Source organism: Sphingomonas sp. Leaf21 (assembly GCF_916858675.1).
Classification (GTDB): Bacteria; Pseudomonadota; Alphaproteobacteria; order Sphingomonadales; family Sphingomonadaceae; genus Sphingomonas.
This window is the reverse complement of record NZ_CAKASM010000026.1, coordinates 1-22,975: the sequence shown is the minus strand read 5'-3', so window position 1 is coordinate 22,975 and position 22,975 is coordinate 1. Positions and strand designations below refer to the sequence as shown.

The window sequence follows — 22,975 nt, the reverse complement described above, 5'->3', positions numbered from 1 at the left end:
ATGGAAAAGCGCCCCGGCTTTCGCCGGGGCGACGGTCAGGACGATCAGCCCGCAAAGGCCTTTTCGATCACATAGGCACCCGGCTGCGCGTTCGAGCCTTCGGGAAAGCCCATCGCCTCGAACTTGGCGCCCAGCGACTTGATCATCTCCATGCTGCCGCACATCATGATCCGGTCGGTTTCCGGGTTGAAGCCGTGCGCGCTGGGCAGCCCCGCGAACAACCGGCCATCGTCGATCAGCGCGTCGATGCGGCCCGAAGTGTGGAACGGCTCGCGGGTGACGGTGGGCACATAGTGGAATTTCTCCGCCGCGACCTCTCCGACCAGCGGATCCTCGGCCAGCTTGCCCGCCAGCTCGTCATGAAAGGCCAGGTCGCTGACCCGGCGGACCGAATGGACGATCACCACTTCGTCGAACATGTCATAGATGTCCGGATCGCGCGCGACCGACAGGAACGGCGCCAGCCCCGTACCGGTCGACAGCATGAACAACCGCTTGCCGGGCAGCAGCGCGTCGGCGACCAGCGTGCCGGTCGGCTTGCGACCCAGATAGATCTGGTCGCCCGGCTGCACCTTCTGCAGCTTGCTGGTCAGCGGACCGTCCTCGACCTTGATCGACAGGAAATCGAGCTTCTCGTCATAGGCCGGGCTCGCCACCGAATAGGCGCGGAGCAGCGGCTTGCCATTGTCGCCCTGCAGGCCGATCATCACGAATTCGCCCGAGCGGAAGCGGAAGCTGTCGGGGCGCGTGACCGAGAAGGAGAAGAGATGCTCGTTCCAGTGATGGACGCTCTGGACCGTCTCGACGCTCAGCGCGGTGGTCGGGGTCAGCTCGGGCAGGGCAGTATCGGTCGACAACCTCAAAACTCCTTTGCGCCCCGCGCCCGTCGATCGTTCGGCGGGGCGGGCGGACATGTCATGTGCGAATGAATCGGATGCGCCCTTACCAAGAATAGCGCAGGCTGCCTACAAAGGTCCGTGATGCCCCGTAATAGCAGCCATTGTTGAAGAAACAGCTGGTGATATGGCGCTTGTCGAACAGATTGGCGACATTGGCGGTGAGGGTCAGCCCCTCCAGCGCCGGGCCGACCCGGCCGAGATCATAGCCGAGCATCAGATCGGCCAGCCAGTAATCGGGCGACTGGAAACGCCGGACCACCGTCCGACCCGCCGCCGACGTCGTCGCGGTGCCGTCCGATTCGCCGACATAGCGAACGCCCGCGCCCAGGCTGACGCCACCCAGCGCCCCCGCCGCCCCCGCCTTGCCCAGATCGTAGGACACAAAGCTCGACCCGCTCCATTGCGGCACGCCCAGCGGTCGCGTGCCGGTGACGCCGCTCAACTGGTCGCCGGTGCCGACGACCGGAGAGCCCTGGGTCACGCGTGGATCGTTATAGGTCGCGGCGACCACCACGTCGAAGCCCGGCGCGACGGTGCCACGCCCGTCGAGCTCGATGCCCCGGATCGCGACCTCGCCGATCTGCACCTGCGCATTGGTGGGCACGCTGCCGGTGCCCGCGCGCGGATCGGCGACGGGGACGTTGCGGCGCCGCAGGTCGAAGGCGGACAGGGTGAACAGCGCCGTCGTCCCGCGCGGCTGGTATTTCAGCCCCGCCTCATATTGGCGGCCGGTCACCGGCGTGAAGCTGGTCCCGTCGGCGGTCGCGCCCGCCTGTGGCTCGAAGCTCTCCGAATAGCTGACGAACGGGGACAGGCCGACCTTCGTCTCGTACAGCGCGCCCAGCCGGGTCGTGAACGCATTCTGGTCGAGGCGGGTGACCGCGCGCGCGTTCAGATTCTGCGTCGTCTGGTTGTAGCTGTCCCACCGGCCGCTGGCGATCAGTTGCAGGCGACCGATCGCGATCTGATCCTGCACATAAAGGCCGACCTGATCGCGCTTGGTGAAATTGTGCGTCTGGTTGATCGGGAAGCTGGGCAACGGCACGCCGTAAACCGGCGCAAACAGGTTGAGATCGGGTATGTTGAACACCGGGTTCGCATTGGTGCCGGTGTAGAAGGCCTGGTAATTCTCGCCGCGATTATGCTGCCAGTCGACACCGCCCAGCAGCGTGTGGCGGACCGGCCCGGTATCCAGCTTGCCGACCAGATGATTGTCGACGGTGAAGGTCTGGAACGCCTCGTCCGAGCCCCCGCCCCCACGCTGCAGCGTCGAGAAGTCGCTATTGCCGCCGCGCGTCACGAAGCCCGAGCCATAGATTTGCCGGTAACGCAGACCGATCGCCTTGAGTTCGTGATCCATTTGGCGGATCGTATCAACCAGGCCGACCCGTGCTCGGAGCAGCGCGGCCACCGCCTCGCCGAGACCCGGGGCAGCGATTGCGGCTTGCGCCCGCGCGAGGAACCGCTCGCCCTGGCCAGCTTCCGGCCTGATCCTGAAGGTCGCTCAGAGCCCACGGATGGTGTTGTCGAGCCGGACATGTTCGCGCAGCAGTATCGCAATCGATCGGGACTGGCATATTCCGGTCAACGGCATGCGGCACTGGCCAGCAGACGGTCGACGATTGTACGCAAAGGCAATCAATAATCAAGAGATCAGAAGCTAGTATTCCCCACCTAATGCGCATTACTATATGGTTTACCAGCAAAGGATAATATGAATTGCGACAAAGCATAATTCTTGGCATAGGCTTAATTTTCGTTAGCGCCTTTCACCTAATTCCAGCGTGGTTAAACGGTGAAATTCCATCAAGATTGAGTCCAATTACAAGGGACTACAGACCTAATGTTTTTTGGTCAGCAGTTTTCGTTTTTTCTTGTGCTGGAATTTTTGGTGTAATGGTTATGACATTTGTTGTCCTGAAATGGGTACTGTCGGAATTGTAAATTTATAGGCGGCATGAGCAGAGGTAAGCTGGTCATAGCGGGTCGCGACATTGCCGCGCTGATTGGGCGCGACGCCCGCGACATAGCCGAGCGCCTGGTTGATCGACAGCGCGTTGCGCCGGGTCAGTTCCCCCTGATCGATGACGGTGATCGCCTGCGGCGTCGCGATCAGCGGGATGTCGGTCTTCGTCCCCGAGGCCGCACTGCGCTTCTCGCGCTCGCCCTCGACCACGATCTCCTCGTTGCGCGGCCGCTGCTGATCCTCGTCGGAGGGGGCCGCCGCCATCGTGTCGGCCAGCGCCAGCGCGCGGGCAGGAAGCGCAGCCGCCAGCATCGCTCCGGTGGCGCACGCGCCCAGCAGCGCTCCGCGAAGATCGCGCATAAATTTACTCCCTGCTATTGATAGTGACTCTCAACTGCTGCTAAGGACATGGCATCGAAGTGACAAGGGGCAAATGCCAGTGCCATCGGGCCAAGCCATTGACGATCGGACCGGACGCCGCTGGCGGACCGGATTCGCCATGGCGTGGCGCTGGCTGACTGCGATCGTCGGCGGCTACGGGTTCGCCGTGGCGGCGGCGATGCTGGTCGCCCGGTCCCTCCCCGTCGCCGATCCGCTCGGGCGGGTCGAGGCGACGGGATGGCCGATGATCCTGTCCTTCCTGGCCTATGCCGGGATCGGGCTCTGGTCGCTGCACGAGCAGCGGCTCGGCCGGGTCAGCGCGGTGGTGTGGGGCGGCGCGCTGGTCATGGCGATGCTGCTCAAGCTGCTGGGCCTGCGTCCGTGAGCGCGTCGGCGGCGGTTCAGCGCGGCTGGCGGCAGACCATGGCCTGGGCGCATGGCTGGCTGGGGCTGATCGCCGGGTGGATCCTGTTCACCATGTTCCTGACCGGGACCGCCGCCTATTTCCGGCCCGAGATCACCCGGTGGATGCAGCCCGAGATCCGCGCCGCGGCGGCGACGCCCGACCAGGCGGCGCAATCGGCGGTACGCTATCTCTCGCGGATCGGCGGCGACGATCTGCAATGGTATATCTATCTGCCCGACGGCCGGACGACCGCGACCCGCGTCTTCCGCGTCCCCGCCAAGCCCGATCCCAAGGCACGCGGCGACGAGCTCGACCTTGATCCCGTCAGCGGCGCACCCCTGACCGCGCGCGAGACGAAGGGCGGCGAGCATTTCTATCGCTTCCATTTCCAGCTTCAGCTTCCGCATCCCTGGGGACGCTGGCTCGCCGGGCTGTGCGCGATGGCGATGCTGGGCGCGATCATTTCGGGCGTGATCACGCACAAGCGCATCTTCGCCGATTTCTTCACGCTGCGCTGGAACAAGGGGCAGCGAAGCTGGCTCGACGCGCACAACGTCTCGGCGGTGCTCGGCCTGCCCTATCACGCGATGATCACCTATACCGGGCTGATCACGCTGGTGACCATGTACATGCCGTGGCCGACGATGATGAACTATGCCCAGCCCGCGCAATTCCTGCAGGTCGCCTATGGCACGCCGAAGGATGTCCCCGCGAGCGGGACGCGGGCGCCGCTGGTCGCGATCGCGCCGCTGGTCCAGGATGCCGAGCGCCGGTTGGGGGGCGCGGCGACCCGCCTCATCGTCCAGAATCCGGGCGACGCCGCCGCGCGCGTGTCGATCGCGCAGGCGGTGCGCGGCTCGATCAGCGCGCGGACGCCGACCGTGTCCTATGACGGCGCGACCGGGCGCTTCGTGGCGCAGACCGGCGAGGTCGCCTCGGCGATCGGGACGGCGGGCGTGCTGCTCGGTCTCCACATCGCCGCCTTTGCCGGTCCCGCGCTACGCTGGACCTATTTCGTGCTGGGGCTGACCGGCGCGGCAATGGTCGGCACCGGGCTGCTGCTCTGGACCGCCAAGCGCCGCAAGCCGGGGGCGGCGCGCTTTCTCGGGCTGACGCTCGCCGAGCGGCTCAACATCGCGGTCATCGCGGCCTTCCCGTGCGGCATGGCCGCCTATCTGCTCGCCAACCGCCTGATCCCCGCCACGCTGGAGGGGCGCGCCGACATGGAAGTCTCGGCGATGTTCTGGACCTGGGGCCTGCTCGCGCTGGCCCAGTTGGCCCTTGCCGCCCGGCCCGCCTGGACGTTCCTGTTCGGGCTGGCCGCCGCGCTCTGGACCGCGATCCCGATCGTCAACGCGCTGACCACCTCGCGCTGGCTGGTCCCCTCGCTGCTCGATGGCGATCACCTGTTCGCCGCCTTCGACCTCGCCTGCCTCGCCATCGGCATCGGTTTCGCCGTCGCCGCGCGGGTCAGTGCGCGGCCCGTCCCCAAAGCCCCCGACCGGTCGCGCCGGTCCCTGGAGCCCGTCCATGCCTGAAACCATCGCACTGTGCTTCATCGGCTTCTGGCTGATCGCCGCGGGATCCCACCGTCATGCGCGCGAGGCGGGGACGCTGCACGACGCGCGGCTGCGCGGCGGGTTGAAGCTGCTCGGCGCGGCACTGCTGCTGCTTGCGCTGTCGGGCTGCGGCACGGCGGTGACCGGCGAGCGGATCGTGCGCATGTTCGGCGCCGCCTCGATCGCCGGGGTCGCGCTCAACCTGCTGCTGTCCGTTCGCGCGCGCGCGGCCTTCGCACCGCTGCGCGCGATCAACCGGCTTGCGGGTCGAACACGGACCAGCCGGTCCGCTGCACCAGCCGTTCGAGCGCCAGCGTACCAAGCTGCGAATTCCCGCGGGCGTTGAGGCCGGGCGACCAGACGGCGATCGAGGCGCGGCCGGGCACGATCGCCAGGATCCCGCCGCCGACGCCCGACTTGCCGGGCAGGCCGACGCGGAAGGCGAATTCGCCCGAGCCGTCATAATGGCCGCAACTCATCATCAGCGCGTTGATGCGCCGCGCCCGCTGCGGTGACACGACCGAGCGTCCCGTCCCCGGATTGATCCCCCGCGCCATAAGATAGCGCCCCGCCAGCGCCAGTTGCCGACAGCTCATCGCCAGCGCGCAGAAATGGAAATAGACGCCCAGCACGCGCTCCACGGCATGATGGAGATTGCCGAAGGCGTACATGTAATGCGCCAGCGCCTGGTTGCGGTGGCCGGTTTCCATCTCCGCCTGCGCGACGCCCGCGTCGATGACGATATCCTCCTCCCCCGCCAGCGCACGGACGAAGCGCAGCATCTCGCCGATCGCCTCGCGCGGCTCGTATCCGCCGAGCAGCATGTCGGCGACGACGATCGCGCCCGCGTTGATGAACGGATTGCGCGGGATGCCGCCCTCCGTCTCGAGCTGGACGATCGAGTTGAACGCGGTCCCCGACGGCTCGCGTCCGACTCGCCGCCAGAGCTGGTCGCCGACCGCGCCGAGTGCCAGCGTGAGCGCGAAGACCTTGGAAATGCTCTGGATCGAGAAACTCTCCTCGGCATCGCCCGCCAGATGGCACTGGCCGTCCGCCTCGACGATCGCCATGCCGAACCGATGCGGATCGATACCCGCCAGCGCTGGGATGTAATCCGCCGGTTTGCCCCGGTCGGGGGCCTCGGCCATTTCGGCGGCGATATCGGCGACGATCGTGGACAGGTCCATGCCGCCGTCGTGCCGCCGATGCGACGCTTTGTCGAGCCGCCGCGAACCCGTCACAAACCACGGCTAGGGAGCCGTCGCTTCCTCCCAAAGCACCGGAACGGACCGAAATCAGCATCATGCGCGACAGGGACACGCCCCCGCCCGCCCCCGGATTCTGGACGCTCGCCAGCGTCGAGGGGTGGGAGCGATGTGCGATACAGGGCGCGAAATCGCTGCTGACCCTGTATCTGCTGACCGACCTTCTGGCGCATGGCGGGCAGGCGTGCTGGGGGATGGGGACCCTGCGCGCGGGGATCGAGCGGATGACCGGGCCACAGCCCGACATCGCCTTCGCCTCGCAGCTTTACGGGCTTTACGGCGCACTGACCTATCTGGTGCTGCCGCTGGGCGGGTGGATCGCCGACCGTGGCGCGCGGCGACGGCCCGCCATGTATCTGGGCGCCGCGTTGATGGCGACGGGGCTGATCGCCTTGGCGACCCATGCCTGGGCGCTGGTCGGGATGGCGGCGATGATCGCGGGGATCGGGCTGCTCAAGGGCAACCTCGCCGCCGAGGTCGGCGCGCTGCGGCGTGACGGCGGCGGCGAGCGGCTGTTCGCCGCCTATCTCGCCTGCCTCAATGGCGGGGCGATGCTGGGTCCGCTAATCGGCGGGTGGCTGGCGCAGCGCCTGGGGTTCGGCGCGGCGTTCGGCGCGATGGCGGCGAGCATGGCGGTCGCGATGATGCTGCTGCGCGCCGCGCCGCGCGTGACCGTGGCGCGCGATCCCGCCACCGCCTCGGGGCGGATCGACTGGTCGCGCGTGTTCCCGACGATCGTCGCGGTCACTCTCTGCTTCTGCGCCTATGAGCAATTGACCAACATGGTGCTGGTCTGGGCGCGCGAGCGGGTCGACCTGACCGTCGCCACCCTTTCCGTTCCACCAAGCTGGCTGGCGGCGACGGACGGGCTGTTCACCATCATACTGGCACTCGGCGCCTATCGCTTCTGGCCCTGGCTGGCACGGCGGGGGCTCGAACCCGGCGCGGCGCGCAAGCTGGCGCTGGGGGGCGTGGCGATGACGCTCGCCTATAGCCTGTTCGCGCTCCTGTCCCTGGGCGGCGGCCGGGTCGGGCTGGGCGGACCGATGATCGCGATCCTGCTCCTCGATATCGGCGTCGTGCTGGCCTGGCCCGCCGCGCTTTCGATCGTCACCGCGGGCGCGCCGTCCGCCCGGCGCGGGATGATGACGGGGCTGTTCTACCTCCACGGCTTCGTCGCGCATCTGGTCGTCGGGCAGCTCGGGACCTTCTACGCGGTGTGGCGACAACCGCATTTCTGGCTGGTCCACGCCGCGCTCGCGCTGGCGGGCGCAGGCGTTGCGCTGACCATCCGGCGCGGTCAGGCGACGACGACCTCCACCCCTGCCAGCGCCTCGGCATAGGCGGGCGACAGCGGGGCATCGGTCACCAGCATCGCGACGGCGTCCAGCGGCGCGACCTGGATCGTGCCGGGGCGATCGAACTTGCTCTGGTCGGCGGCGATCAGCGTCCGCCGCGACCGCGCGACCATCATCCGGCACAAGGCGGCCTCCCCCGCGTGATAGTCGGCGAAGCCATGGTCCAGATGGACCGACTCCACCGACAGGATCGCCAGCGTCGGCGTGAACATCGCCAGATAGTCGCGCGCGGTGGAATCGAAGCAGGCGCGATATTCGTAATCCATCTCGCCACCCGCCAGCATGATTCGGTTGTCGTTGCGCCCGCCCAGCTCGGCGGCGACCCCGACCGCGTTCGTGACGACGGTCAGCCCCTGATGCTCGCGCAGCGCCTTGGCGACGTAATGACCGGTGGTGCTGGCATCGAGATAGATGGTCTGCCCATCGGCCACGAGCTGCGCGACGGCGGCGGCGATACGCTGCTTGGCCTCGGCATGGCGTTGCAGGCGGCTGGCGAAGGAGCCCTCGGTCTCGACCTTGGCGATGCGCACCGCGCCATGCGCCCGCACGACCGCGCCCGAGGCTTCAAGCACGCGCAGTTCGCGCCGCACCGTCTCCTCGGACACCGACAGCGCCTCGGCCAGGTCGCCGATGCCCTGAAAGCCGCCTTCTCCCAGAAGCGCCACGATCTCATGCTGGCGGCGCTGGCGTTTCATCATATCGGGCGAATCCTATCGTTGGGATCATGCTAGCGTGCGACCATGTGGCCAGGAAGCCCACACAAAGCCGCCGACGGTGCCCGATGGGACCGTCGGCGGAGGGGCGTTCCGGCACCGCTGGGGGCAGATGCCGGATCGGGGAGGGGTATGGATCAGAAGGCGTAGGCGAGGTTGAGCATGTAGATGCGGCCCGTCTCGACATAACCGCCCTTGCGGTCGTTCGAGAGATAGGCCTTTCGCTCGCTGGTCGTCGCCCAGTAGCTGTGCTCGTCGAACAGGTTCTGCACCGACCCGCCCACCGTCAGCCCGGAGGGCAGCGTATAATTGACGATCAGGTTGGAGATCGTCGTCGGCTGGATATAGGTGTCCGGACGGCTGGAGCGCAGGTCGTACAGCCGGTCGCCGGTGTAGTTATAGTTCCACTCCGCCGAAAGGCCGCCACGGGCATAGAACAGCGCGGCATTGTACATGATCTTGGGCGCCTGGGTCATGCGCTGGTCGCGCATCTGCCCGTTGACGAACACCCGTGCAGTGGCGCGCTGCACCGTCACATTGGCCTGGAGCCCGAGCCCGTCGAGCAGCCCCGGCAGGCCCTTCAGCGAATAGCGACCGAACAGTTCGACGCCGTAGATCTTGCCGGTGGCGTTGGTGGTCAGGCTCGATACCTCGACCCCGCCCTGCTGTTCCGACTGGGGGTTGCCCCAGATGTTATAGTCGCCGGTCGCGTTCGTCGTACCGGTCGCGAACAGGACGTGGTTCAGGCTCTTGTAGAAGGGGCTGATCGAGAAGAAGTCGGTGCCCTGCCCCTTATACTCGACCGAGGCGTCGTAATTCCACGACGTCTGCGCATCCAGGTTCGGGTTGGGGATGAACACCCCCGTCACTTCGCCCAGATCGTTGCGCGACACGCTCGTCGGCCCGAGAAGCAGATCGAAGGCGGGACGCGAATAGCTCTTCCGGATCGAGGCCCGGACGACCATGTCGTCATTGGGACGGTAGTTGGCGATCACGCTGGGCAGCCACTGGTCATAGTGGCGCGCCGAGGTGGCAAAGCCCGCGCTGTTGCCCTGATCCTGCCAATAGGTGCCCTTGAACCGGTTATATTCGTAGCGGACGCCCGGCACGACCTGAAGATCGCCGAACTGCATCGTCGCCATGACATAGCCCGAAAGCCGGTTCTCGCGCCCGTCGAGACGGTTTTCCTTCAGCTTGACCGGATCGAGCCCGGCGATCTTCGGCGTCGAGAGCTGCGCGACCTGATTTTCGATATAGCTGGTGTCGATCAGGAAGATCGGCACCTGCGCCGCGCCGTTCATGAACCCGCCCAGCATCCGCCCGGGCAGCGACGTCAGCGCCGGGCCGGTCGCGGCATAGCGCGGCGAGGCGCTGCCATCGGCATTGGGGAAGGTATATTGCAGCGCGCCGTCATCGCCCAGCGCGTTGGCGTAACGCTTGGCATCCTCGACCTTCGCGCCCGCCGACACCGAGACGAGACCCTGGTCGGCGTGATGCCAGGTCGTGTCGAACTGCCCCTCCAGGCGGCGCTCCCAGGTATTTTCGAACTGCTGGGTGACGTACCACTGCTTAAGCTTGGTCAGGTCGGTCAGATAGGCGCGCGCCGCGTCGGTCAGCACGACCTGCGGAAAGGTGCGGTTGCCGATCGAGGTGACCATCCGGTAATTGGCCGTGCCCGTATTGTCGGCGGTGCCGATATAGGGCGCACCCGCGAAACCCGACTGGATACGCAACGGATAGTCCTGCGACCCGCGCGAATAGGCGCCGTGATAGTCGAAGGTGAAGTCGCCCGATCGCGTCTGGCCGCCGATCTTGGTCGTCACCAGCGCCTGGTTGCTGTGCTCGGTGCGGAAATAGTCGGTCGCGGTCAGGCCGTAGTCGGCGCGGTAGCCGGCGGCATCATAGGAGCCGCCATTGGGGTTCGGGTTCGTCTGATAGGGCGCAAGGCTGGTCTGGCGCAGCGCGGTCTGGTCCATCCAGCTCTTGAGGTTGTACTGGCCATAGGTCGAGTGCCAGTAGAGGTCGGTCGTCTCGCCCCGCCAGTCGAGGTTCAGCGTGCCGCCCAGCCGCTGGATGCGGTTGCGGAACGACTGCCACTGGACGCCGCGCGCGAACAGATTGTCCAGATTGTCGCGGATCATGCCGGGGATGTTATTGTTATACTTCTCCCAGTCGTGCTGCACGGCGGTCGACTCGCCCAGCACATGCTTCAGGCCGTAATAGGCCGAGGCATAGATGCCGAAATCGCCGAAGCGCTGCGCCGTCTCCACCTGCGCGGTGCCGCCCCACGGATCCTCGCCGCGCGCCGCCGCGCGACCCGCGACCTGGCCCTGCAGGCGGATCTGGCTGCGATGGTTGGGCAGGTCGAAGGCGGTGATCGGCACCATGTCGATGATGCCCGCGATCGCGTCGCCATCATATTTGGCGGTCGGCGCCTTGTCGACGCGCACCGTCTGGAGCGAGAAGGGCGAAAGCAGGTTCATCGAGATGGCGCGGGTGCGCGCATCGGTCTGCGCCAGCCGCACGCCGTCGAACGAATAGGCGTTGTACGAGGTGTCGAGCCCGCGGATCGAGACATATTGCGCCTCGCCGGTCGCGGCCGCGTTGCGCGACTGATCGACCGACGAGCTGATGCCGGGCAGGCGGGTCAGCAGGTCGGCGAGATTCTGCTGCGGCTGGACCCGCAATTCCTCGCCCGAGACGACGGTGGCGAGCGACTGGCTGCGCAACTGTTCGTCCTGCGCGTCGACCAGCGCCTGGCGATGCCCCTTCACCACCACGTCCTCGCCCACCTGCGGATCGGGCTCGGCCGCCACCGGCTCGGCCGAGACGGGTGTAGCGGGATCGGCGGCCAGCGCCGGTGCGGCGATCAGAAGCGTGGCGGCGGTGCCGCACAGCAGGCGCACGACATGCGCCCGCTTGAACGAAGCGGTCATGGAATTCCCCCTGGATCAATCGTGATGGCGACGCCCCCCGGGCGCCTTCGACGGCTCCGCTAGAGGTGGGCTGTGACAGTCCGATGACTTATTGACCGGTTTTTGATGACATTCGGAAATTCTGTCATTGTGACGGCAATCACCTGACCGTTAACCAAGCGACTGTCACAGTTCTGACCCCGAAATTCGGCAGAGACGCCCGATGCCCATCATCCGTCAATCCGCCCGCCGCCTCGCCCCGATGCTGGCACCGCTCCTCGCCTCGAGCCTTGCCGCGCCGGTCGCGGCGCAATCCGCGGCGCCGAAGGGCATGACGCTCGACCGGGTGGTGATGCTGATGCGCCACGGCGTCCGCGCGCCGCTCGACGGAGAAGTGCCGCACGGCACCCGCACCGCGACACCCTGGCCGATCTGGTCCACGCCGGAAAGCGAACTGACCCCGAACGGCGCCGCCGCGCTGGCGGTCGAGGCACGCGCCGATCGCGCCATGTGGGTCGCGCGCGGACTGATGGCCGCGGACGCCTGCCCCGCCAAGGGCACGGTGCGCATCCGGACCAACAGCTCGTCGCGGACCATCGCCAGCGGCGACGCCTATGCCAAGGGGCTCGCTTCCGGTTGCGGCATCGCGATCGATCACAAGCCGCTCGGACAGGCCGATGCGCTGTTCGAACCGCTCCGCGCCCATGCGACGCGATTCGATGCGACGGCGGCGGTCGCGGACATAAATGGTTTCACCGGCGGCATGGACGCACTGGTCGCGCGGCATCGCGAATCGCTCGCGCTGCTCGACAAGGTGCTCGGATGCGGCGTGCCGACCGTCTGCGATCCCGCCGGACCGCCACGCCTGACGCCCTCCGCCGATGGCAAAGGCATCGATCTGACCGGGCCGATCCGCACCACGTCGGGGACCGCGCAGGTCTTGCTGCTCCAATATGCGGAGGGGCTGCCATCCTCGGTCGGCGGCATACTGGTCGACGGGGCGGTGCTGGCGCGGCTGGGTGCGGTCCATGCCGCGCTGTTCGACGTCTATTCGCGCTCGCCCTATATGGCCGCGCACCAGTCGGCCGCGTTCGGCCGCCACATGATCGCCGCGCTGACCGAGGCGGAGGGGCCGAAGATCGACCTGCTGGTCGGCCACGATACCAACGTCACCGCGCTGGCGGCGCTGCTCGGCTTCGATCTGGTCGCGCCGGGCTATGCCACCAATGACGCCGCGCCCGGCGGCGCGATCCTGATCAACCGCTGGCACGACCGCGCGGGCAAGCCCTTCGTCACGGTGGATTACCGCACCCAGTCTCCCGACCAGATCCGCGCGCACGCCACCACCGTCAGCGTGCGGCCGGTGCAGGTGCGCGGTTGCCCGGCCAGCGCACCCTGTCCACTCGATCGGTTCGCCTCGCTGTTCGCGGGGCGGCTGGCGCCACTGGCGGACTGATCTCCGCCCGGTCCGGGTCACTCTTGAGGCAACGACCGAGATCTTCCGCCAATAAGGACCTGAGCCTAAGCCTTTGCTACGCAAAGACCTAGTCTGCGCAACCCTCTCCCCTCCACGAGGGGCGAGGGAAGGACAGGCATGTCGAATATCGATCGGCCCTAGCGCAAGCCGTTGTCCTGCCTGGCCCCGGCCCCCCGCCTATGCGGGGGAACAGAGATTTTGCGGATACGAACAGGACGTTCGCAGAGATATCCCGCTCGCTCCCCATGTGAACGCTTCGCTTACTCTTTCGACGGTAGAGCGGACGCCATGTCCGTTCCCGATACCATGCCCCGCTATGGCGCGCCCGCACCGGGCCTGATGCCGATGGTGCGCGGATGTCGTCCGCATCTGCTGGCGGCGGCGGCGTTTTCGGGGCTGGTCAACCTTCTCAACCTCGCACCGTCGATCTTCATGCTCCAGGTCTATGACCGGGTGGTGCCGACACGCGGGCTGCCGACGCTGGCGCTGTTGACGCTGATCCTGGTCGCGGCGCTGGCGGTCTATGCCATCCTCGACGCGGTGCGGATGCGGCTGTTGCTGCGCGCCAGCATCCGGCTCGAGCGGCGGCTGGCCCCGGCGATCCTGCTGCGCATCCTCGGCTCGCCCAGCGGCACGCCCACCGAACGCGCGCAGGCGATGCGCGATTTCGACACGGTCCGCGCGACCCTGACCGGTGCGCCGGTGATCGCGCTGTTCGACGCGCCCTGGGCACCGATCTACATCCTGATCGCCTTCCTCCTCCACCCGTGGATCGGCGTGCTGGCACTGGTCAGCGCGCTGCTGCTCGGCGGCATCGCCATCGCCAGCGAGCGGCTGACCGAGCCCGACGTGCTGTCGCTGCGCGGGCGCACCGCGCTGGCGCAGCGGGAGCAGGATGCCTCGATCCTGGCCTCCGACGTGGCGCAGGCCTTGGGGATGCGCGACGCGCTCGTCACCCGTCACTTGCTCGAACGCGCCGATCTGGCGCGGCGGCAGGCGGCCCTGTCCGGCCGGTCGGGCCAGTTCCTGGCGGTCACCAAATTCCTGCGCCAGTTGCTCCAGTCCTTGGCCCTGGCGCTCGGCGCGTGGCTGGCGGTGAAGCAGGAGATTTCCGGCGGCGCGATCTTCGCCGCCTCGCTGCTGCTCGGCCGTGCCCTACAGCCGGTCGAGCAGATATTGGGCGCGATCAAGCCGCTGACCACCGCGCGGCAGGCGTGGCGATCGCTCGATGCCTTTTGCCGCCGCCCCGCCCCCGGCCGTGGCGCGACCACCCTCCCCGCGCCGACCGGACGGATCGAGGTGCGCGGAGTCGAGGTGAAGGCCCCCGGCACCGATCGCGCAATCCTGTCCGACATCAGCTTCACGGTGAATCCGGGCGAGATCGTCGCGCTGGTCGGCCCCAGCGGTGCGGGCAAGTCGACGCTCCTGCGCGTGCTCGCCGGCGCGATGACGCCCGATGCGGGCGAGGTGCGGATCGACGGCGCATCGCTTGCCGACTGGAACCGCGAGCAACTGGGCCGCCATCTGGGCTTCATGCCGCAGGCGCCCACGCTCTTCCCCGCCACGGTCCACACCAATATCGCGCGCTTCCGCAGCGTTCTCGACGGCGAGAGCGAGGCACTCGATGCCGAGGTCGTCGCCGCGGCGCAGGATGCCGGATCGCATGACGTGATCCTCGGCCTGCCCCACGGCTATGCGACGATGCTGGAGCGGGGCGAGGCCGACCTGTCCGCCGGGCAGGGTCAGGCGGTCGCGCTGGCGCGCGCGCTGTTCGGACGGCCCGGCCTGGTATTCCTCGACGAGCCCAACGCGCATCTCGACAGCGAGGGCGAGGCGCGGCTCGCGCGGACGCTGCAGTCGTTGCGCGATCGCCAGGCGACGGTGATCGTCTCGACGCATCGCACCGGGCTGCTCCAGACGGTCGACAAGGTGTTGCTGCTGCGCGGCGGCAAGATCCAGCTCTTCGACGACCGCGCCAGGGTGATCCGCCAGCAGACTCCCCCGCCGCCCGAGGGCATCGTGACAGCCGGGGGTGCGCGATGACCGCGCTCGCCCGCTCGCAGCTGGCCGATCGGCTGGCGCTCGACGATTCGCCGCGCACCGCGATCCGGGTCGGCCTCGCCGTCGCGTTCCTGTTCTTCGTCGTCGGACTCGGCTGGGCCGCCTTCGCCCGGCTCGACGCCGCCGCCGCCGGAGAAGGGCAGGTCACCGTGTCGGGCAATCGCCGCACCGTGCAGCATCGTGACGGCGGTATCGTGAAGGCGATGATGGTCCGCGACGGCGACCATGTCCGCGCCGGGCAGATCCTGTTCCGCCTCGAGGGTGCCGAAGTCGCCGCCAGCGAGCGAGCGCTGGCCGCCAGCGTCATCGACCTGAAGGCGCAGCGCGCGCGGCTGGAGGCCGAGGTGGCGGGCCGCGCGATCGTCTGGCCCGCCGAATTCACGCAGGCGACCGGCGACGACCGGCTGTTGATCGCGCGCGCGCAGAGCCTGCAACTGGCGCAGATGCGCAGCCGCGCCGCCGCGCTCGCCGCCGGGGATCAGGTGCTTCGCCAGCAGGCCGCCGAGGCGGGCCGCCAGACGTCGGGCCTCGACGCGCAGGCGCAGGCCAGCGCCCGCCAGCGCGCCAGCCTTGCCCAGCAGCTCGAAAGTACGCGGAAGCTCGCGGACGAGGGCTATGTCTCGCGCAACACGGTGCGCGCGATCGAGCGCTCGATGCAGCAGCTGGAGGGCGCGGACGCCGACTATAGCTCCCGCTCCGCCGCCGCGCGCGAGCAGATCGGGCAGAGTCGGGCGCAGATCGTCCAGACGCGTCGTCGCCAGGTCGAGGATGCCGCCACCAGCCTGCGCGACACGCAGTTCCAGTTGAACGAGATACTGCCCAAATGGGCCGCCGCACGCGAACAACTCGCGCGGACCGAGATCCGCGCGCCGGTTTCCGGCCGGGTGGTCGGCCTGCGCGTCTTCACCGTCGGCGGCGTCATTCAGGCGGGACAGCCGATCCTCGACATCGTGCCCGACGCAACCCCGCTGATCGTCCGCGCCAATTTCGCGCCAGGCGATATCGATGGCGTCGTCGCCGGGCGCCCGGCCGAGGTGAAGTTCCTGTCCCTCCACGACCGGGGCCTGCCGATCCTGACCGGAACGGTGCACGCCGTCTCCGCCGACGCGCTGCGCGACGAAGCCTCCGGCCGTAGCTATTTCAGCGCGGAGATCGCGGTGCCGCACGACCAGATCGCGCGGATCGCGGCGGTGCGCGGTGGCGATACCGGCATCCGCGCGGGCGTCCCCGTCGCGGTCACCGTGCCATTGCGCAAGCGGACCGCGCTGCAATATCTGTTCGATCCGCTGACCGAAGCCTTTTCGCGGTCCTTCCATGAACGCTAGGCCCCGGTTCGCCCTGCTGTCGCTGCTCGCGCTCGCGGCACCTCCGGCGGTTGCGCAGGAGCTGTACGACCCCGACACGCTCGACCGCGCGATCGCCGATGCCTATCGCAGCAATCCGACGCTGGAGGCGGGCCGCGCGCAGCTTCGCGCGCTCGACGAACAGATCGTGCAGGCCGGTTCACCCTATCGGCTGACCATCGGGGTCAACGTCAATCTCCAGTATCGCCAGCAGGATCAGCGCAACCTGCTCGACCAGTTCGGCACGGCGCGCGCGCGGACGATGGGCGCGACGATCTCCGCCTCGCAGATCCTGCTCAACGGCGGCCGCACCGCCGCGCAGGTCTCCGCCGCCGAGGCGACCGTGCTGGCGGGGCGCGAGCGGTTGCGCGAGACCGAGAATGCGATCCTGCTCGCGGTCGTCGACGCCTTTTCCTCGGTGCTGCGCGATCAGGCGCTGGTCGCGATCCAGACCCGGTCGCTCGACAGCTACGGCCGACAGGTCGACCAGGCGGTCGCGCGTGAGCGGGGCGGCGACCTGACCCGGACCGACATCGCGCAGGCGCAGGCGCAGGCCGAGATCATCGCCGCACAGCTCGCGCAGGCCAAGGCCAATCTCCAGGCGAGCCGCGCGCGCTTCGCCGCACTGGTCGGGCGTAATCCCGGCCGCCTCGCCCCGCCGCCGCGCCTGCCGGGACTGCCCAGTTCGCTGGAGTTCGCCTTCCAGACCGCCGAGAGGGAAAGCCCCGCCATCTGGCAGGCGACCATGGCCGCCCGCGCCGGGGACGCCCGTATCGCGGCGCAGCGCGCCGAGCGCGCGCCGATCGTCGCGCTGACCGGCGGCTATGGCTATGCCAGCCCCTATTCCTATCAGTTGCGCGACATGGGTGGGCAGGCGAGCGGCGGCCTGAGCGTCACCATGCCCCTGCTGGCGGGCGGGCTGATCGGATCGCGCATCCGCGCCGCCGTCGCCGAGCGCCAGCAACTCGGCTTCGAGGCGGAGGGCATAAGGCGCCAGGCGCTGGCCGACGTGCAGGAAAGCTGGAACCAGTCGGTCGCCGCCACCGCGCAGCAGGATGCGGGCCAGCGCGCCACGGAGGCGGCAGAGGCCGCGCTGACCGGCGTCCGGCGTGGTTTCCAGGAAGGGTTCCGCTCCAATTTCGAAGTGCTCGATTCGGAACAGCGGCTCCTCAACGCGCAGATCGTCGCGACCAATGCGCGCTATTCGGGCTATGTCGCACAGGCAAGGCTGCTCGCCACGCTCGGCCGGTTGCAGGCGGGGATCATCGAGGCGGGGGTGCCGGTCTATGACGCCTCCGCCAATATCCGGCAGGTGAAGAAGACGGTGTTCGGACCGTTCGACCCGCTGCTCGCCCCTATCGACCGCGCCTCGCGTCCCGACGCGAGCGCCCCGCCCGCACCGGTGCTGGCGGCCGCCGAAGCCCCGGCGCTGATCGCCCCCTCGACGCCCGCCGCCCCCGCGACACTGGGGACGACGCTGCCCGTCGCGCCAATCCCGAAGCTGGCGATGCCGTCCTTCGCCGCGCTGAGCGATGCCGTGGTGACGGGCGGGTCCCTTCAACGGCGCTGAGCGTTAGGGCGGATCCCGTTCCTCTCCTGTACGTGGAGGAATGAACGCTACGCGCGCGCCGCGAGTTCGCCGTACAATTCCCGGTACGCCCCGATGATCGTCGGATGGTCGTAGTCGCGCTTTACCCGCTCGCGCATCGTCTCGCCCATCCGGTCGCGCAAACCGGGTTCGTCGAGGATGCGCCGGATCGCGGCGGCGGTGGCGGCGGGGTTGACCAGCGGGGTGACGATGCCACCCGCGCCCTGATCGGCACCGCCGCGCCCCTCGATCATCTCACGGCAACTGCCGACATCGGGCGCGACGACGGGGATGCCACATGCCCCGCCCTCCAGAATGACCAGCGGCTGCGCCTCCGACAGGCTGGTCAGCACCAGCAGGTCGATTTGCGCCATCCAGTCCTCGATCCGCACCCGCCCCTCGAAGGACAGCGCATCGCCCAGCCCCAGTTCGGCAACCAGCGCGGTGCATTCGGCCGCATATTCGGGATCCTCGTCCTCCGGCCCAAGCACGACGAAGCGGATGTCGGGGCGCGCGTCATGGACGATCGCGGCGGCGCGGATATAGGTCTTCACGTCCTTGATCGGCACGACGCGCCCCAGCAGCGCGACGATCGGACGCGTGGGGTCGCGCGCATCGGCGAGGTGCGCGAAACGGTGCACGTCGACGCCATTGGGGATCGCGCGCACCCGGTCCGGCGCCGCGCCCAGCCGCCGCTGCACGGCATTGTTTTCGCCATAGAGTGCGACGATCGGGTCGCAGGCGTCGTAACAGGCCTCGGCATAGCTGGTGAACGCCCGCACCCACAGGTCGCGCAGGTCGCGAACGCTGCGCTCCATCTGCAGCCCGGTGTCGATCTGGTCGCCGATCCACTCGGCCATCATGACCTCGATCTGCCGCTCCAGCAGGTAGATGCCGTGTTCGGTGATGAAGGCGGGTCGCCGGGTCTGATGTCGCGCGCGTGCCGCGAGCAGCCCGGCGAACCCGGTCGAAATGGTGTGATAGACCCGCGCACGCGGCAAGGGCGCGGTCAGTACCGCGAGCAGTCCGCCGAGCAGCGTGCGCATCGCCCAGAAATAATGGTGGAAGGACGCGCGCGGCAGGATCGCGCGATAATGGCGCTGCAACCTCTGGAAGGTCGCCGGATGCGCCAGAATGTCGCCCGGTGCGGGCATCGGGTTCAGTTCCGCGAACAGGTCGAGCAGGGTCGTGATCGCCTCCTGCCGCCCGGTCGCGACGAAGACCATGAGCGCCTCGGCGATGCGCACCGCCACCGCCTCGGGGACCCGTCGCGGCGCTTCGGCGGCGGGGGCGAGCCCGATCTCGGTCACCGCGACGACATTGGCGGGCGGCGTGATCCGGAAGGGCAGCGGCGCCGGGCTGGGCTTGATCGCCACGATCGCGAAGCGAATCTCGGGCAGGTTGGTTATCAGGTCCTGCAACCAGCCCGAGACGCCGCCGATGACGTAGGGATAGGCGCCCTCGACGATCAGGCAGACATCCGCCTCCGCGCCGTCCCGGTCGGTGACGGTCATCGTGCCGCCTCCGCGCGCCACCATCCGGCCATGCCGTCATCCGCCTCGACGGCCGGAGACGCGGCATGAATTCGGTCGATCGTGGCATAGTCGCGCGCCGCCCACGCCGCTTCGACCGCCAGTTCCGCCGTCTCCACCGCCAGCCCGCGCGCCTTGAGCAAACAGGCCGCGTCGTCGCGCAGATGCTGGCGCTGGCTATCCGACAGGAGCCGGTTGGCGCGGCCGTGCTCGGCGAGCAGTCGGCCCAGCGTCTCCGCCGCGCCGTCGTCCCCGGCGGCGATCCTCGTTTCGAGCGCGGCGCGCTGTTCGCCCAGATTCTGGGTGATCCGGGCGGAGGCGGCGGCGGCGAGCGCACGGATCGTCTGGTCCGGGTCGTCGAGCATCCGCGCGACCAGCGGCGACAGCCCCGGCTCGAAGGCGCGCACCACGGTTTCCAGCGCGCGGCGACGGGCCGAAACCGGTCCATGACGCAGGATCGCGACCAGCGAGTCGAGGCCCTCGGGCGCGGGGTGATGGATGCGCCCGTCGAGCAGTCGCGCCATCTCGCGCGCGGCACCCTCTCGCCGGATCGAACGGCGTTCCCATCCGGTGGTCGGGTCGATCGGCTGGCGTTCCGCGCGGCGCTCGGCGAGGCGGCCGACGACCTGCCCCGCCATCAGGCCGATCGGGCCAGCGAGCCCGAGCACCGCCGCCGCGAACCCGCCATGCGGATCCGACCGCAGCCAGATCGCGCAGGTCAGCAGCGCCAGCGCGACATGCCCCAGCAATGCCGCCGCGACGCCCAACCCGCCCTGGAGCGACAGCCCGATCCAGCCGATATCGAGGATCGCCAGCGCGCTGTAGCGGGCGGTCATGCCACCTGTCCCGTGGGGCGGTCCTTGTCCCGCGTCGCGCGCACGGCACGCAAACCGCCCTGCCCCTGATCGAACAGCAGCGGACCGAGCCACCCGGCGATCTCGGCGAGTTCGGCCATGCGATGCGCGTTGAACGACTCGATCGGGATCGTGTGGAACAGCAGCAGCCCGCGTACCGCCCCCGGCGCGTCGGTCAGCGGGACGGCCGCGACGCCCAGCCCCGCCAGCCATTCGCGGTCCGACCGCCGGGCGACATGGCGGATCCGCGGATTGTCGGCCAGCGCCGCGACCATCGCGGGCGGCAGCGTGTCGGGACGCCCCAGGCTATGGCCCTGCACGCCGCGTCCGCGCAGCCAGCCATGCGCCCCGTCGGGGCCCAGACGGTAGCAGGTGAAATCGTCGCTCGCCGCCGCCAGCTCGATCAGTTCGGCCATCGCCTCATGCCGCGCGGCGGGGTCCACCGCCGACAGCCGCGTCGCGGTGGCCACGACATGGCCCAGCGTGCGGGGATCGCCCGCCACCTTGCGCTGGAGGATACGGTTGGTGCGGGTCAGCCGGTCGTGCGCGTCGGTCATCCGCGCCATGTCGCGGATCGCCTGCGTCGCGCGCCGCTCGGCCCGCGCCTGACGACGCTTGCGGAGCAGCGTCACCTCGCCGATCGAGACCGCCGCGACGCCCCAGAGGAGCGGCGGCAGCGAGAGATGGAGCAGCGTGTCGAGATAGTCGCGCGCCTGCCCATCGCCATGCGCCGCGACCAGCCAGAGTATCGACGCGACCGCGGCCGCGATCACCCCCGCGCCGGTGCCATAGACCAGCGCCATGACCAGCACCGGCATCCAATAGGGACTTGGGCGGATATCCGCGAAGCCCGTGCCCCCGGTCAGCGCATGGTCGATGACCGCCAGCAGCGCGAAGACGATCGCGATTTCCACAAGGACGCGAATCCCCCGCCGGACGGAGAAGGGCGCTTTGGTATCGATGGGCACGGCGTCGCGCATCACGGGCTCCCCAGGCTGCGGGTCAGGACGGCGCGGCCGAACACTTGCTGACCGGAAAAGCCCGGTCGGCTGATCGAGGTCAGGCCGCCCGACGCCTCGATCCGCCAGAAAAGGCCGATCGGCGCGGCGACCGCGAGGCTGGCATTGGGGCCATCGCCGCCGAAGCGATCGACCGTCCATCCGGCAAGTCCGGTCAGTTGCACCTCGCCCACCGCCTCGCCCAGCATCGCCTGCACGCTATGGTTCTCGCGGTCGGCCAGCGCAACGACCGGCTGGCCATTGGCATCGCGCGCGGCGCGACGGACATATTCCGCCTCGATCCGGTAGCTGAGGCCGAGCAGCGGGTAACGGCGGCGGATGAGATATTCGAGGCCAGCGGCCAGCGTCACCGTATCGGTCGCCCCCCGCTCGCCCGCCAGCCCATAGCGATTGACGCCCAGATCGGCCTGGCCGACCAGCCCCGAGTCGAACCGGTACACCCCGCCCAGCGCGGCGCGCGACAGATAGCCGCCAGCAAGCACCTGCGCCGGGGTGGCATAATCGGGCATGTGCCGGGTCAGGCTGACGCGCAACTGCGACTCGGCGGGGCCATAGGTTATGCGCGCGCCGCCGCCGGTCACGCCGTCGTCCAGCGCCGCGGCGGCGATCAGCGACAGGCGCACCGCATCGCGCAGCGCCACGCCGAGCCCGGCATCGATGACCGACGCCGCCGCGTCGCGCCGTCCGAACGGTGTATCGACCCGGCTGGCCAGATGGCGGGCCGCCGCCTGAACGCTGATCCCATCGCCGACCGGCGCGTCGAGTCGGATGCTGCCCTCAACCTGTCGGAGATCGCCGCCCTCGCGCGCGACGAGCCCGGCGCTGGCAGTTCCCCCCGCCGCCGCCATCGCCCGGCGCGCCGCCGTATCGCTCGCATCGATCGCGCGATAGTCGCGTCCCGCGCCGACCACATCGCCGTCGATCATCCGCGCCTCCGCGAGCAGGCGTCGGGCGCGTCGGTCGTCGGGATCCCCGGCCAGCATCGCCTGTGCCTCGCGCCCACCGCGTCCGGGATAACCGGCGGCGAGATCGGCCTCGATCCGGGCGTGCGCCAGCTCGCGCTTATCCTCCCCCCCGTCGACCGGTGGCCGGGTCGCGATCGGGCGGAAGGCGATCTGGAGCGTGGTGCCGATGATCCGCGCATCCATGCTCCACCCGCTGGCCGGGCGCAGCATCAGGCTGACATCGTTCCACCGCAGGTCGCCGATCGCCTCGCCAGCCGCGTCACGGAACAGATCGATCGCCTCCTCGCTCGGCGGGCGGTCGAAGCCGACGATCACCTCGCCGCCTTCCCGTTCGAGCGAAAGGCGCGCGCCGTTCGGCCAGACGAGGCGCGGTTCGCCGGGCGCGACGATGCGCCGGTCGATGAAGACCGTGTCGGGCACCACCAGTTGCGGCGCCCCCGACCCGACGCCCCCCGCGCCGCCGTCCATCGCAAGATCGGCCAGCATCACGGGATCAGCACCGCGCGTGCGCGTCCCGGCTGGCCCGAGGCGATCAGCAGCCGCGCCTGGAGTGCCGCCAGTTCGGCATCGCGCGGCGCACTCCGACGAAGCGTCTCAACCAATTGCAGCGCCTCGGCACGGCGGCCCAGCCGATCGAGCAGCTCGGCGCGCGTCCGGCCGCCCGGCGGCGCCTG

The 22,975-nt window shown here is 69.0% G+C and carries 18 protein-coding genes and 1 pseudogene; 8 read left to right on the top strand and 11 right to left on the bottom strand.

Translation table 11 applies throughout. The features are described 5' to 3' along the window. Window positions 1-44: 44 nt before the first annotated feature. From LRP66_RS15535 to LRP66_RS15525, 3 genes are all read right to left on the bottom strand, one after another. The gene (locus LRP66_RS15535; protein WP_230483514.1) at window positions 45-857 is read right to left on the bottom strand and encodes a ferredoxin--NADP reductase; all 813 of its coding nucleotides are present in this window, start codon (window positions 855-857) and stop codon (window positions 45-47) included. A gap of 85 nt (window positions 858-942) precedes the next feature. Further along, window positions 943-2,259, bottom strand: a complete 1,317-nt coding sequence (locus LRP66_RS15530; RefSeq protein ID WP_230483513.1) for a TonB-dependent siderophore receptor — start codon at window positions 2,257-2,259, stop codon at window positions 943-945. 540 nt (window positions 2,260-2,799) lie between these two features. Beyond that, window positions 2,800-3,225, bottom strand: a complete 426-nt coding sequence (locus tag LRP66_RS15525) for a TonB-dependent receptor plug domain-containing protein (RefSeq protein WP_230483512.1) — start codon at window positions 3,223-3,225, stop codon at window positions 2,800-2,802. A 73-nt stretch (window positions 3,226-3,298) separates the two neighbouring features. Here LRP66_RS15525 and LRP66_RS15520 point away from each other — a divergent pair, with 73 nt between their 5' ends. Genes LRP66_RS15520 through LRP66_RS15510 form a run of 3 tightly spaced genes read left to right on the top strand, consistent with a single transcriptional unit; the run spans window position 3,299 to window position 5,557 of the window. Continuing rightward, complete coding sequence (locus LRP66_RS15520; protein WP_230483511.1) at window positions 3,299-3,631, top strand: hypothetical protein; 333 nt, start codon at window positions 3,299-3,301, stop codon at window positions 3,629-3,631. Further along, window positions 3,628-5,190: a PepSY-associated TM helix domain-containing protein gene (locus LRP66_RS15515; protein WP_230483510.1), complete on the top strand. Its 1,563-nt coding sequence runs from the start codon at window positions 3,628-3,630 to the stop codon at window positions 5,188-5,190. Before LRP66_RS15520 ends, LRP66_RS15515 begins: the two co-directional genes overlap by 4 nt. Then, the gene (locus LRP66_RS15510; RefSeq protein WP_230483509.1) at window positions 5,183-5,557 is read left to right on the top strand and encodes a DUF3325 family protein; all 375 of its coding nucleotides are present in this window, start codon (window positions 5,183-5,185) and stop codon (window positions 5,555-5,557) included. The genes LRP66_RS15515 and LRP66_RS15510 overlap by 8 nt, the downstream gene beginning before the upstream one ends. Here the strand turns inward: LRP66_RS15510 and LRP66_RS15505 are convergent. Continuing rightward, entirely contained in the window at window positions 5,463-6,398 is a 936-nt protein-coding gene (locus LRP66_RS15505) for a glutaminase (RefSeq protein ID WP_230483508.1), read from the bottom strand. The genes LRP66_RS15510 and LRP66_RS15505 overlap by 95 nt on opposite strands. A 116-nt stretch (window positions 6,399-6,514) precedes the next feature. On the opposite strand from LRP66_RS15505, the gene LRP66_RS15500 reads away from it, so the two are divergent. After that, window positions 6,515-7,819 (top strand): POT-type proton-dependent oligopeptide transporter, encoded by a 1,305-nt coding sequence (locus tag LRP66_RS15500; protein ID WP_230483507.1) that lies wholly within the window; start codon window positions 6,515-6,517, stop codon window positions 7,817-7,819. Here LRP66_RS15500 and LRP66_RS15495 read toward each other — a convergent pair. Further along, complete coding sequence (locus LRP66_RS15495; RefSeq protein WP_230483506.1) at window positions 7,777-8,532, bottom strand: DeoR/GlpR family DNA-binding transcription regulator; 756 nt, start codon at window positions 8,530-8,532, stop codon at window positions 7,777-7,779. The two genes, LRP66_RS15500 and LRP66_RS15495, sit on opposite strands and share 43 nt — an antisense overlap. A gap of 152 nt (window positions 8,533-8,684) precedes the next feature. Then, entirely contained in the window at window positions 8,685-11,483 is a 2,799-nt protein-coding gene (locus LRP66_RS15490; RefSeq protein ID WP_230483505.1) for a TonB-dependent receptor, read from the bottom strand. Between the two features lie 202 nt (window positions 11,484-11,685). Between LRP66_RS15490 and LRP66_RS15485 the strand changes: the two genes are divergently transcribed. From LRP66_RS15485 to LRP66_RS15470, 4 genes are all read left to right on the top strand, one after another. Next, window positions 11,686-12,918, top strand: coding sequence for a histidine-type phosphatase (locus tag LRP66_RS15485; protein ID WP_230483504.1), 1,233 nt, complete (start codon window positions 11,686-11,688; stop codon window positions 12,916-12,918). Window positions 12,919-13,227: 309 nt separating this feature from the next. Then, entirely contained in the window at window positions 13,228-14,982 is a 1,755-nt protein-coding gene (locus tag LRP66_RS15480) for a type I secretion system permease/ATPase (RefSeq protein ID WP_230483503.1), read from the top strand. Beyond that, the gene (locus LRP66_RS15475) at window positions 14,979-16,325 is read left to right on the top strand and encodes an HlyD family type I secretion periplasmic adaptor subunit (RefSeq protein WP_230483502.1); all 1,347 of its coding nucleotides are present in this window, start codon (window positions 14,979-14,981) and stop codon (window positions 16,323-16,325) included. The genes LRP66_RS15480 and LRP66_RS15475 overlap by 4 nt, the downstream gene beginning before the upstream one ends. Then, the gene (locus tag LRP66_RS15470) at window positions 16,315-17,913 is read left to right on the top strand and encodes a TolC family outer membrane protein (RefSeq protein ID WP_230483501.1); all 1,599 of its coding nucleotides are present in this window, start codon (window positions 16,315-16,317) and stop codon (window positions 17,911-17,913) included. Before LRP66_RS15475 ends, LRP66_RS15470 begins: the two co-directional genes overlap by 11 nt. 47 nt (window positions 17,914-17,960) lie before the next feature. Here the strand turns inward: LRP66_RS15470 and pelF are convergent, their stop codons facing one another. The 5 genes and pseudogenes from pelF to LRP66_RS15445 all read right to left on the bottom strand — a co-directional run. Then, entirely contained in the window at window positions 17,961-19,445 is a 1,485-nt protein-coding gene (gene pelF / locus LRP66_RS15465) for a GT4 family glycosyltransferase PelF (protein WP_230483500.1), read from the bottom strand. Then, window positions 19,442-20,299 (bottom strand): hypothetical protein, encoded by an 858-nt coding sequence (locus LRP66_RS15460; RefSeq protein ID WP_230483499.1) that lies wholly within the window; start codon window positions 20,297-20,299, stop codon window positions 19,442-19,444. Before LRP66_RS15460 ends, pelF begins: the two co-directional genes overlap by 4 nt. Next, on the bottom strand, window positions 20,296-21,297 hold the full coding sequence (locus LRP66_RS15455) for a hypothetical protein (protein WP_230483498.1): 1,002 nt from the start codon (window positions 21,295-21,297) through the stop codon (window positions 20,296-20,298). Before LRP66_RS15455 ends, LRP66_RS15460 begins: the two co-directional genes overlap by 4 nt. After that, complete coding sequence (locus LRP66_RS15450) at window positions 21,297-22,787, bottom strand: hypothetical protein (RefSeq protein ID WP_230483497.1); 1,491 nt, start codon at window positions 22,785-22,787, stop codon at window positions 21,297-21,299. Before LRP66_RS15450 ends, LRP66_RS15455 begins: the two co-directional genes overlap by 1 nt. Continuing rightward, a pseudogene (locus tag LRP66_RS15445) lies at window positions 22,787-22,975 on the bottom strand (hypothetical protein); the annotation flags it as partial. The gene LRP66_RS15450 and the pseudogene LRP66_RS15445, both read right to left, overlap by 1 nt.